The following is an 11,705-nucleotide window of genomic DNA, read 5'->3' on the forward strand; positions in this document are numbered from 1 at the left end:
GCGGGTGGGCGTCCGCTCTCGACCGCGTGCGACCATTGAGGATGTGACCGAACAATCCACCGAGACGACTGGTGGTCCGCAGGGCCCGACCCCCGCCCAGCCGACCGTAATCCACGAGGGTCTACCGACCCAGCTTCCGGACATCGATCCCGAAGAGACCAGTGAGTGGCTCGGCTCGTTCGACGCGATGCTCGAGTCGAGCGGACGCGAGCGAGCCCGCTACATGATGCTGCGTCTGCTGGAGCGAGCCCGAGAGAAGTCCGTCGGCGTCCCCGCACTGCGCAGCACCGACTACATCAACACCATCCCCTCCGACCGCGAGCCGTGGTTCCCGGGCGATGAGGACATCGAGCGACGCATCCGGGCCTTCATCCGGTGGAACGCCGCCGTCATGGTCTCCTCCGCCAACCGCAAGGGCCTGGAGGTGGGCGGCCACATCGCCACCTACCAGTCCTCCGCGAGCCTCTACGAGGTCGGCTTCAACCACTTCTTCCGCGGCAAGGACCACCCCGGCGGCGGCGACCAGGTCTTCATCCAGGGCCACGCCGCCCCCGGCATCTACGCGCGTGCCTTCCTCGAGGGCCGGCTCAAGGAAGAGCAGCTCTTCCGCTTCCGCCAGGAGGTGCAGCACGGGGTCGGCCAGGGCATCTCCTCCTACCCGCACCCGCGCCTGATGCCCGACTTCTGGGAGTTCCCGACGGTCTCGATGGGCCTGACCGGGATCAACTCGATCTACCAGGCGCGGTTCAACCGCTACCTGCAGAACCGCGGCATCAAGGACACCTCCGACCAGCGCGTGTGGGCCTTCCTCGGCGATGGCGAGATGGGTGAGCCCGAGTCGCTCGGCGCCATCCGGGTCGCCGCCCGCGAGGAGCTCGACAACCTGGTCTGGGTGATCAACTGCAACCTGCAGCAGCTCGACGGCCCGGTGACCGGCAACGGCAAGGTCATCCAGGAGCTGGAGTCCAACTTCCGCGGCGCCGGCTGGAACGTCATCAAGGTCATCTGGGGCCGCGAGTGGGACCAGCTGCTCGCCAAGGACGTCGACGGCGCCCTGGTCAACAAGATGAACTCGACCCCCGACGGCCAGTTCCAGACCTACTCGGTCGAGACCGGTGCCTACGTCCGGGAGAACTTCTTCGGCTCCGACCCGCGCCTGCGCAAGATGGTCGAGCAGATGAGCGACGAGCAGATCCGCAAGCTTCCCCGCGGTGGTCACGACTACCGCAAGGTCTACGCGGCCTTCGACGCGGCCACCAAGACCGTCGGGCAGCCGACCGTCATCCTGGCCCACACCATCAAGGGCTGGACGATCGACGCTCTGGAGGGCAAGAACGCCACCCACCAGATGAAGAAGCTGACCATGGCGGACCTGAAGAAGTTCCGCGACCGTCTGCTCCTGCCGATCTCCGACAAGGAGCTCGAGGCGACCTACGAGCAGACCGGCGCGGCGCCGTTCTTCAACCCGGGTCCCGAGTCGGCCGAGATCGAATACATGATGGAGCGCCGCAAGCAGCTCGGCGGTCCGCTCCCCCAGCGCCGGGTCGAGTTCAAGCCGCTCACCCTGCCGGGAGAGAAGGTCTACGCCGAGCTCAAGCAGGGTTCCGGCAAGAACAAGATCGCCTCCACGATGGCCACCGTCCGGCTCCTCAAGGACTGGATGCGTGACCCAGAGATCGGCAAGCGCATCGTGCCGATCGCGCCCGACGAGTACCGCACCTTCGGCATGGACGCGATGTTCCCGAGCGCGAAGGTCTACAACCCTGGCGGCCAGCAGTACGAGAGCGTCGACCGGAAGTTGTTGCTCTCCTACAAGGAGTCCGCGCAGGGCCAGCTCCTGCACGAGGGCATCTCCGAGGCGGGGGCGCTGGCTTCGGCGACCGCTGCCGGCACGGCGTACGCCACCCACGGCGAGCCGATGATCCCGTTCTACATCTTCTACTCGATGTTCGGGTTCCAGCGCACCGGCGACTCGATCTGGGCGATGGCCGACATGATGGGCCGCGGCTTCCTGGTCGGCGCCACCGCCGGTCGCACCACGCTGACCGGTGAGGGTCTCCAGCACGCCGACGGTCACTCGCCGCTGCTGGCGGCGACGAACCCGGCGGTCGTGCACTACGACCCCGCGTTCGCCTACGAGGTCTCGCACATCATGCAGAGCGGCCTCGAGCGGATGTACGGCTCGACCGAGGAGCACCCGAACGGCGAGGACGTCATCTTCTACCTGACCGTCTACAACGAGCCGGTCAGCCAGCCCAAGGAGCCCGACAACGTCGACCTCGAGGGGATCCTGAAGGGCATCCACCAGGTCTCGACCGCCGAGGGAGACGGCCCCAAGGTCCGCCTGCTCGCCTCCGGCGTCGGGTTCCCGTGGGTCGAGGAGGCTGCCCGCATCCTCGAGGAGGACTGGGGCGTCAAGGCCGACACCTGGTCGGTCACCTCGTGGAACGAGCTCGCCCGCGACGCCATCGAGGCCGAGCAGTGGAGCCTCAACCACCCCGGTGAGACCCCGCGCACGCCGTACGTCACCGAGAAGCTCTCGGCGTCCAACGGTCCCGTCGTCGCGGTCTCCGACTACATGCGGGCCGTCCCGCTGCAGATCGCCCGCTGGGTGCCCGACGACTACCGCGTCCTGGGTGCCGACGGGTTCGGCTTCGCCGACACCCGCCCGGCGGCGCGTCGCTTCTTCCAGATCGACGCCCAGTCCGTCGTCGTCCAGGCCCTCCAGGCCCTGGCCGAGGCCGGCGAGATCGACGCCGCGTTGGTGAAGAAGGCCTTCGACACCTACCGCATCGACGACCCGACGGCGACGAAGGGCATCATGCAGGAGGGCGGAGACGCCTGAACTCGTGGCGCCGAGTCGGCGCATCTGACCCCGTGTCTGGCGAAGCGAAGCGAGCCAGAGGGGTCGGATGCGCCGACTCGGCATGTCATCAGATGTACTAAGCGCAAGAATGGACAACGTGACCGCAGTAATTCCTCCTACCCGCCGGCGCACCGCGCAGGCGCTGCGGCGCGCGACCGGCAGGCTGGCGACGGCCGCCACGTCGCGCATGGACGACGCGATGCCGTGGTTCAAGGACCTGTCCGCGAAGAACCGCTCCCTCGTCGGCCTGATCGTGCAGGCGGGCATCAAGGAGTTCGTCGGCTGGTACGGCGGCGGCGCCTCCGCCGACACCGCCAAGCCCGACCTGGCCGCGTCGATGTTCGGCGTCGCTCCCCGTGCGCTGACCGGCATCATCACGCTCCAGCAGACCGTGGACCTCGTACGCCTCTCCATCGAGGTGGTCGAGGCCAACATCGACCACCTGCTCGGGCCCGAGGACGCCGCCGACGTCCACGAGGCGATCGGCCGCTACGCCCGCGAGGTCGCCTTCGCCACCGCCGAGGTCTACGCCCGCGCCGCCGAGCAGCGCGGCGCCTGGGACGCCCGGCTCGAGGCGCTCGTGGTCGACGCGGTCCTGCGTGCCGAGACCGACGAGGTCGTCCTCTCCCGGGCCAGCGCGCTCGGCTGGGACGCCGACCTGCCGCTGTGCGCGGTGCTGGGCCACGCTCCCGACGGCGTCCGCCTCGACGCCGCCATGGAGGAGGTACGCCGCCGCGCCCGCGCCCACGACCTGCACACCCTGTGCGCGGTCCAGGGTGACCGCCTCGTCGCCCTGCTCGGTGGCATCGAGGACCCGCTGGAGGCCGCGGAGCGCATCGCCGACCTCTTCGCCGACGGGCCCGTCGTCGTCGGACCGATGGCGGCCGGGCTCGCGACCGCCGCCGAGTCCGCCCGGGCCGCGCTCTCCGCCTACCGGGCCGCGCCCGGCTGGCCCGATGCGCCTCGCCCCGCACGCAGCCAGTCGTTCCTGCCCGAGCGTGCCCTGGCCGGCGACGCGTGGGCCCACCGGTACCTGATCGAGAATCTCTACCGGCCGCTGGTGGAGGCCCGCAGCACCCTGATCGAGACGTTGGCGGCGTACTTCGCCGCCGGAGGCGGCCTCGAGGCCACCGGGCGCACACTGTTCGTGCACCCCAACACCGTGCGCTACCGGCTCAAGCAGGTCGCGGAGCTCACCGGGTTCCTCCCGACCGACTCGCGCGACGCTCTCGCCCTGCAGGTCGCCCTGATTCTCGGCCGGCAACAGGACCATTAGCGCTGGCAGGGACGCAAGTTGTAGAACCCCTACAAGATTGCGGGAGGGATATTCGTTGCCGCTGAAGGTGAACCGACACCCCTCCAGACGGGACTATTCTTGCGTGCTCGTCATTGTCGCCCCAGGACAAGGTGCTCAGACACCAGGATTCCTCACCCCGTGGCTGGAGGACCCCGCTTTCGCCGCTCGTATGGAGTGGCTCTCAACCGTCGCAGGCATCGACCTGATCGACTACGGCACCAATGCCGACGCAGAGACCATCCGCGCCACCGAGATCGCCCAGCCGATGCTGGTCGCCACCGGCCTGGTTGCGGCGCTCGAGCTCTTCCCGCAGCCCGCGGACGCCTTCGGCAAGATCGGAGCGGTCGCCGGCCACAGCGTCGGTGAGATCACCGCCGCCGCGGGCGCACGGGCGATCAGCGCCGAGCAGGCGATGGTGCTCGTCCGCGAGCGGGGCAAGGCCATGGCCGAGGCCGCCGCGAAGACGCCGACCGGCATGACCGCGGTCCTCGGCGGCGTACGCGAGGAGGTGCTGGCGGCGATCGAGAAGCACGGTCTCACCCCCGCCAACGACAACGGCCCCGGCCAGATCGTCGCCGCGGGCACCCTCGAGCAGCTCGAGGCCTTCGCCGCCGATCCTCCCGCCAAGGCCCGGCTGATGCCGCTCAGCGTCGCCGGCGCCTTCCACACCAAGCACATGGAGCCCGCCGTCGGCCACCTCCGCCGGCTGGCCCAGAGCGTCTCGACCCACGACCCGCGTACGCGCCTGATCAGCAACAAGGACGGCCAGATCGTCCACGACGGCGCCAAGGCGCTGGACCGGATCGTCGGCCAGATCGCCAACCCGGTGCGCTGGGACCTCTGCCTCGACACCATGTCCGACATCGGCGTGACCGGCATCCTGGAGATGCCGCCGGCCGGCACCCTGACCGGGATCGCCAAGCGCGCCCTCAAGGGCGTCGAGACCTTCGCCCTGAAGACTCCCGACCAGCTCGACGACGCCCGCGCGTTCGTCGAGAAGCACGGAGAGGCCAACCCGATCGAGACCACGCCGACCTGGCGCATGGTCGTCTCCCCGTCCAAGGGCACCTTCAAGCTCTCCGAGACCGTGTCCGGGGTCGACGTGATTCCGGCAGGCGCCGAGATCGGCGCCATCGCCAGTCTCCGCGACACGATCGCGATCACGTCCGCCCACGGCGGCGAGGTCATCGAATGGCTCGTCGAGGACGGCGACCTCGTATCCCCCGGTCAGCCGCTGCTCCGGCTGCACCCGACAGGAGTCCAGCACTCGTGATCTCTGCCCCGACAGGTTCCCCGCACGCCCGCATCCTCGGCGTAGGCGGCTATCGCCCCACCCGGGTGGTCCCCAACAGCGAGATCGTCGATCTGATCGACTCCTCCGACGAGTGGATCCGCACCCGTTCCGGCATCACCGAGCGTCGCTGGGCGGGTGAGGAGGAGACCGTACAGATGATGTCGGTCACCGCCTCCCGCAAGGCGCTCGAGCACGCCAAGATCGGCATCGACCAGATCGACTGCGTCATCGTCGCCACCGTCAGCCACATGCGTCAGACGCCCGCAGTAGCCGCGCTGATCGCCGACGAGCTCGGTGCCGACCACCCGGCCGCCTTCGACATCTCGGCGGCCTGTGCCGGCTTCTGTCACGGCATCGCGATGGCGAGCGACTTCATCCGCGGCGGCAGCGCCCGCAACGTACTCGTGATCGGTGTCGAGCGCCTCTCCGACATCACCAACCCGCACGATCGTGGCACCGCCTTCATCTTCGCCGACGGCGCCGGTGCCGCGGTCGTCGGCCCGAGCGACGAGCCCGGGATCGGCCCGGTCGTCTGGGGTTCCTCGGGCGACAAGGCCGACCACATCCAGACCCCCGACTGGTTCGACGCGGTCGAGGCGAAGGAGACTCCCTGGCTGACGATGGAGGGCAACCCCGTCTTCCGCTGGGCCTCCTACGCCATGGCCAAGGTCGGTCAGGAGGCGCTCGAGAAGGCCGGCATCACCGCCGACGAGCTCGACTGCTTCGTCCCGCACCAGGCCAACATGCGCATCGTCGACGCCCTGGCCCGCTCCATGAAGCTTCCGGAGTCGGTCAAGATCGCCCGCGACATCGCCACCATGGGCAACACGTCGGCCGCCTCGGTCCCGCTTGCTCTTGAGCGGATGATCGAGGAGGGTCAGGCTGAGTCGGGCGACACCGCCCTGCTCATCGCGTTCGGTGCCGGACTGGTCTACGCAGCCCAGGTCGTCGTCGTTCCGTAGTCTCGCACCACCCAGAGTTTCACCACACAAAATCCGAGAGGAAGCACCACATATGGCCACCACCGAAGAGATCCGCTCCGACCTCGCCGAGATCGTCAACGAGGTCGCCGGCATCGATGTCGCCGACGTTCAGCTCGACAAGTCCTTCGTCGATGACCTCGACGTCGACTCGCTGTCCATGGTCGAGGTCGTCGTCGCTGCCGAGGAGAAGTTCGGCGTATCCATCCCCGACGAGCAGGTCAAGAACCTCAAGACCGTTGGCGACGCGGTGAGCTTCATCGAGAAGGCTTCCGCGAACGCCTGACGCGCCCCGGCGGCTCGGCCAACCCTCCCAGGCCGAGCCGCCGGATCTGCTTCACCTGACCCAACGCGCCAACACCTCACACGGAGACCACATGAGCAGCCGCACCCGAGTCGTCGTCACTGGATTGGGCACCACCAACCCGGTAGGCGGAGATGTAGCCACCACCTGGGATGCCTTGATCGCCGGCCGCTCCGGCATCCGCGAGCTCACCGAGGAGTGGGCCCAGGACCTTCCCGTACGCATCGCCGGCCGTGTCGCCGTCGAGCCGTCCGAGGTCCTGGAGAGGGTCAAGGCGCGACGCCTGGACCGTTCAGCGCAGTTCGCCGTGGTCGCCGCGGCCGAGGCCTGGAAGGACGCCGGCTTCGAGGGTACGGCCACCGAGGCCGGCCTCGACGGCGAGCGCCTCGGTGTCGCTGTCGCCACCGGCATCGGCGGCGTCACCACCCTGCTCGACAACTACGACACGCTTCTGGCCAAGGGACCGCGCCGGGTCAGCCCGCTGGCCGTCCCGATGCTGATGGCCAACGCCTCAGCAGCCAACATCTCGTTGATCTACGGCGCACGCGCCGCGGCTCAGACCCCGATCTCTGCCTGTGCCTCCGGCTCCGAGGCGATCGCCCTGGCCGCCGACCAGATCCGTCTGGGCCGCGCCGACGTCGTCCTCGCTGGTGGCACCGAGGCAGCGATCCACCCGCTGCCGATGGCCGCGTTCGCCAACATGATGGCCCTGTCCAAGACCGCCTCCGGCCCCGACGGTGGCGACCCGACCGCGGTCAGCCGCCCCTGGGACACCGCCCGCGACGGCTTCGTACTCGGTGAAGGCGCCGGCATCGTCGTGCTCGAGACGCTCGAGCACGCCCAGGCCCGCGGCGCCCGGATCTACGCCGAGGTCCTCGGCGCCGGCGTGACCGCCGACGCCCACGACATCGCCCAGCCCGACCCCGAGGGTCGCGGCGGCAGCCGAGCCATCAAGCGCGCGCTCGAGGACGGCGACATCGACCCGAACACCATCGTCCACGTCAACGCCCACGCGACCTCGACCCCTCAGGGCGACATCGCCGAGGGCCTGATGCTCCACGCCACCCTCGGCAAGCAGGTCGAGAACGTCGTGGTCACCTCGACCAAGTCGATGACCGGCCACCTGCTCGGTGGTGCCGGCGCCCTCGAGACCGTCGCGACCGTGCTGGCGATCCACCACCGCCAGTCGCCGCCGACGATCAACCTCGACAACCTCGACCCCGCGGTCGAGCTCGACATCGCCACCAAGGCACGCGACCTGCCGGTCGGCGACATCGCGGCCCTCAACAACTCCTTCGGTTTCGGTGGCGCGAACGTAGCGGTCGTCTACGGAAGCATCTGATGACCATCACAGCCCCCGCGGCTGTTGCTGCGAGGAAGCAGCAGAAGCTTCCTCGCGACCAGGACCCCCGAAACCCGCTGACCCGGCTCAGGGCGCTCTTCGACGAGGGCACCGTCCAGCTCATCTCCCCCGACGACGACTCCGGCATGCTGGCCGCCGTCGGCGAGGTGGACGGCACCCGGGCGGTCGCCTTCTGCTCGGACGCCACCGTCATGGGCGGCGCGATGGGCGACCTCGGCTGCCGCGTGGTCGTCGACGCCTACCACCGCGCGATGACCGACGGCATCCCGATCATCGGCCTGTGGCACTCCGGCGGCGCCCGGCTGGCCGAGGGCGTACTCTCCCTGCACGCGGTCGGCCGCATCTTCCACGCGATGACGCAGGCCAGCGGCAAGATCCCGCAGATCTCGGTCGTCCTCGGCCCGGCCGCCGGCGGCGCTGCCTACGGTCCCGCCCTCACCGACGTCGTCATCCTCGGCCCCGAGGGCCGCATCTTCGTGACCGGTCCCGACGTCGTACGCTCCGTCACCGGCGAGGACGTCGACATGCTACGCCTCGGTGGTCCCGAGCCGCACGGCCGCCGATCCGGCGTCGTGCACATCCTCACCGAGTCCGAGCGCGAAGCGCTCGACAAGGCCCGCACGGTCACCGCTCTCCTCGGCTCCCAGGGTGGCCTCGAGGTCGCCGCGGTCGAGGACAAGGACCTCTCAGAGCAGCTGCCCGAGTCGAAGAAGCGCGCCTACGACGTGCATCCGCTGGTCGAGAACATCCTCGACGAGGGCACCGCACAGGAGCTGCACGCTCGCTGGGCTCCCAACATCGTCACCGCGCTCGGTCGCTTCGGCGGCCGCACCGTCGGCGTCGTCGCCAACAACCCGCTGCGGCTCGGCGGCTGCCTCGACTCCCTCTCCGCGGAGAAGGCATCCCGGTTCGTACGCCTCTGTGACGCCCTCGGCGTCCCGCTGATCGTCGTCGTCGACGTCCCCGGGTACCTACCGGGCGTCGGCCAGGAGTGGGACGGGGTCGTACGCCGCGGAGCCAAACTCCTGCACGCCTTCGGCGAGTGCGTGGTCCCTCGGGTCACCCTGGTGACCCGCAAGACCTACGGTGGCGCCTACATCGCCATGAACGCCCGATCCCTCGGTGCGACCAAGGTCTTCGCCTGGCCCGGCGCCGAGGTCGCGGTCATGGGCCCGGTCGCCGCGATCCGCATCCTGCACCGCCGTAAGCTCGCCGAGGTCGCGCCCGACCTCCGTGCCCAGGTCGAGGCGGAGCTCGCGGCCGAGCACGAGCGGCTCGCAGGCGGTGTCGACAAGGCTGTCGAGATCGGTGTCGTGGACGAGGTCATCGAGCCGTCGGCGACCCGCAGCGCGATCGCGGCCGCCTTCGAGGAAGCGATCCAGACCGTCGGCGTACGCCGCGGCGCTCACGGCAACATCCCGCTCTGACCCGAACCAAGCCGAGTCGGCGCGTCCTGACCGAAAACAACGCCGAGTCGGCGCGTTATGACGCGCCGACTCGGCGTTTTCGTGGCCGTGCTCTGCGGCCGACGACGGTCGCTCAGACGACCTGGTGCAGCCAGCGTACGGGCGCGCCCTCCCCCGCGTGACGGAACGTCTCCAGCTCGTCGTCCCACGGCTTGCCGAGGAGCTTGTCGACCTCGAGCTCGAGCGTCGTGTCGCCGAGGGCGGCCTTGACCACTGCGGCCTTGAGCCGGTCCTCGGGGATCATGATGTCGCCGTGCATCCCGGTGACGGCGTGGAAGACGCCGAGGTCGGGCGTGAAGGAGTAGCGCGCACCCTCGGAGGTCGACGTACCGTCCTCAGTGACCTCGAAGCGCAGGTGCGTCCATCCCTTCAGCGCCGACGCGATCGCCGCCGCGGAACCGACCGCACCGGACCAGAAGAGCTCGGCTCGGTAGGTGCCGGCCTGGGCGGGCTGCGCCGTCCAGTCGAAGTTCACCGGCGCACCTAGCACCCCCGCGACGGCCCATTCGATGTGAGGGCAGAGCGCGGAGGGAGCCGAATGCACGAACACAACGCCTCGTGCGATGCCACGCGAGGCGCTCGGGTCCTTGATCTGAGTGGTCACCGATTATCTCCTTCGTTGCGGCGCGAGCTACGCCTTCCCCAGCGGGCTCGATCATGCGTGAAGGAACATTTCGGTGATCACACTGATGTAGTTGTACATCTATTCTTACCTACCGCGCCCAGGATCTCCAGTATCGGAGCAAAACGGCCAGTGGCGACCGGCATAGCTGCCGATCGCCACTGATTGCGCGTCTGAGGCGGACCTCAGTCCCTCTCGACCGTCTTCTCGAGGGCCTCGGCGCGCGCCGCGGCGTCGGTGATCTCGTCGGAGTCGATCGCGTAGGTGCGGTGGAACCAGGTCAGCGCGTCCTTGTCCCGGCCGGCGTCCTGGAGCGTGTCTGCGTACGCGTAGCGCAGCCGCACGACCCAGGCCTCACGGCTCTTGTTGTTGAGCGGCGACTGCTCGAGGATCCGCAGGGCGGCGTCGAACTGGCCCATGTCCCGGCGAGCGCCGGCCTCGACGATCGTCATCTCGGCCTTCGCCGGCGCCTCGAAGTTCGCCACCGACGGGCTGTGCGCGAGCTTGATCGCCTGCTCGGGCTGGCCGAGCGCGCGGTGGCAGTCCGCCATGATCGGCAGGTACGCCGTCGCGCCGTTCATCCGCTTCGCCGCACGCAGCTCGGCGAGCGCCTCGGAGTAGTGGCCGGCAGCGTACGCAGCCTCGCCCAGCGCCTCGCGAATCACAGCGATCCGCTGCGTACGCGACTTCGCCGCCTTGGCGTGCTGGTAGGCGAGCTCGGGGTCCGAGTCGATGAACATGTCGGCAGCAACCAGGTGGCGGGCGATCCGCGCCGCCAGCTTCTCGGGCAGGCCTCGCAGCTGAGCCGAGATCGCTCGGTCCAGTTCCTTGCCGGTGACCTCCTCCGGCAGCTCCGGACCATCGTAGATCCGCTGATCCGCCGTGCGCTCCTCACGCGGCTCGTCGAAGCGGCGCTGCGGCTTGCCACCGGGCTTGCCGCCACGATCCTTGGAGTAGCCACCCTTGCGGTCGCTGCTGCCGCCACGCTTCGGGCCGTCCGAACGGCCGCCGGCGCGGGGGCCGCTGCGTCCGGTCGACGGCTTGCCGTCGCGACGCTCGTCGCCTCCGCGGCCACCGTCACGGCGCTGGTCGCCTCCGCGACCGCCAGCGGCGCCATCACGGCGATCGCTGCTCCGTCCAGCACCAGGCCGACCACCACTCGGTCGACCAGCGCCCGGCTTGCCGTCACCCGATCGGCCGCCACGGCCACCGGTCGATGAATTCGAGCTCTTCGGACGCCCGGGGCGTCCGGCGGGCTTACCGCCTCTGTTGCTACGGCGCTCGTCAGCCATAGCTGCCTTCCTCACTGCTGCTTCCCGCAGCCGACTTCGAACGATCCGAGGACCATCGCGTTGACAAACTCAGTGCCAGTAAAAGCAGTAGAGGCCGCCCCAAAGGGCGGCCTCTACCTGAAATTTTGTCCGGCGGCGTCCTACTCTCCCACAGCCTCTCGGTTGCAGTACCATCGGCGCTGAAGGGCTTGACTTCCGGGTTCGGGATGGGACCGGGTATT

At 69.3% G+C, this 11,705-nt stretch carries 9 protein-coding genes and 1 rRNA gene; 7 read left to right on the forward strand and 3 right to left on the reverse strand.

The features are described 5' to 3' along the window. Positions 1-109 precede the first annotated feature (109 nt). From aceE to ABTX24_RS20735, 7 genes are all read left to right on the forward strand, one after another. Positions 110-2,845: a pyruvate dehydrogenase (acetyl-transferring), homodimeric type gene (gene aceE, locus ABTX24_RS20705; RefSeq protein ID WP_502890906.1), complete on the forward strand. Its 2,736-nt coding sequence runs from the start codon at positions 110-112 to the stop codon at positions 2,843-2,845. A gap of 109 nt (positions 2,846-2,954) precedes the next feature. After that, the gene (locus ABTX24_RS20710) at positions 2,955-4,142 is read left to right on the forward strand and encodes a PucR family transcriptional regulator (protein WP_160028568.1); all 1,188 of its coding nucleotides are present in this window, start codon (positions 2,955-2,957) and stop codon (positions 4,140-4,142) included. A 103-nt stretch (positions 4,143-4,245) separates the two neighbouring features. Next, complete coding sequence (locus tag ABTX24_RS20715; protein WP_350842236.1) at positions 4,246-5,436, forward strand: acyltransferase domain-containing protein; 1,191 nt, start codon at positions 4,246-4,248, stop codon at positions 5,434-5,436. Continuing rightward, positions 5,433-6,419 carry a beta-ketoacyl-ACP synthase III gene (locus ABTX24_RS20720; protein WP_350720806.1) on the forward strand — a complete coding sequence of 329 codons (987 nt, stop codon included), beginning with the start codon at positions 5,433-5,435 and terminating at the stop codon, positions 6,417-6,419. Before ABTX24_RS20715 ends, ABTX24_RS20720 begins: the two co-directional genes overlap by 4 nt. A gap of 52 nt (positions 6,420-6,471) precedes the next feature. Next, positions 6,472-6,723 carry an acyl carrier protein gene (locus ABTX24_RS20725; RefSeq protein ID WP_091051955.1) on the forward strand — a complete coding sequence of 84 codons (252 nt, stop codon included), beginning with the start codon at positions 6,472-6,474 and terminating at the stop codon, positions 6,721-6,723. Positions 6,724-6,814: 91 nt separating this feature from the next. After that, a complete protein-coding gene (locus ABTX24_RS20730; protein ID WP_160028562.1) occupies positions 6,815-8,083 on the forward strand; it encodes a beta-ketoacyl-[acyl-carrier-protein] synthase family protein in 1,269 nt (422 codons plus the stop codon). Next, positions 8,083-9,531 carry an acyl-CoA carboxylase subunit beta gene (locus ABTX24_RS20735; RefSeq protein ID WP_350842238.1) on the forward strand — a complete coding sequence of 483 codons (1,449 nt, stop codon included), beginning with the start codon at positions 8,083-8,085 and terminating at the stop codon, positions 9,529-9,531. Before ABTX24_RS20730 ends, ABTX24_RS20735 begins: the two co-directional genes overlap by 1 nt. A 112-nt stretch (positions 9,532-9,643) precedes the next feature. Here the strand turns inward: ABTX24_RS20735 and ABTX24_RS20740 are convergent, their stop codons facing one another. The 3 genes from ABTX24_RS20740 to rrf all read right to left on the reverse strand — a co-directional run. After that, entirely contained in the window at positions 9,644-10,174 is a 531-nt protein-coding gene (locus tag ABTX24_RS20740) for a DUF3145 domain-containing protein (protein ID WP_160028558.1), read from the reverse strand. A 203-nt stretch (positions 10,175-10,377) separates the two neighbouring features. Next, positions 10,378-11,484: a tetratricopeptide repeat protein gene (locus ABTX24_RS20745; RefSeq protein WP_350842240.1), complete on the reverse strand. Its 1,107-nt coding sequence runs from the start codon at positions 11,482-11,484 to the stop codon at positions 10,378-10,380. A gap of 127 nt (positions 11,485-11,611) precedes the next feature. Next, a 5S ribosomal RNA gene (gene rrf, locus ABTX24_RS20750) occupies positions 11,612-11,705 on the reverse strand; the annotation flags it as partial.

It is taken from the genome of Nocardioides sp. NPDC127514 (assembly GCF_040302125.1).
In the GTDB taxonomy this organism is placed as follows: Bacteria; Actinomycetota; Actinomycetes; order Propionibacteriales; family Nocardioidaceae; genus Nocardioides.

Excerpts from the sequence above, each read along its gene's own strand:
- ABTX24_RS20730 (WP_160028562.1), top strand. The coding sequence starts at position 6,815 with ATGAGCAGCCGCACCCGAGTCGTCGTCACTGGATTGGGCACCACCAAC.
- ABTX24_RS20725 (WP_091051955.1), top strand. The coding sequence starts at position 6,472 with ATGGCCACCACCGAAGAGATCCGCTCCGACCTCGCCGAGATCGTCAAC.
- ABTX24_RS20745 (WP_350842240.1), bottom strand. The coding sequence starts at position 11,484 with ATGGCTGACGAGCGCCGTAGCAACAGAGGCGGTAAGCCCGCCGGACGC.
- ABTX24_RS20735 (WP_350842238.1), top strand. The coding sequence starts at position 8,083 with ATGACCATCACAGCCCCCGCGGCTGTTGCTGCGAGGAAGCAGCAGAAG.
- ABTX24_RS20710 (WP_160028568.1), top strand. The coding sequence starts at position 2,955 with ATGGACAACGTGACCGCAGTAATTCCTCCTACCCGCCGGCGCACCGCG.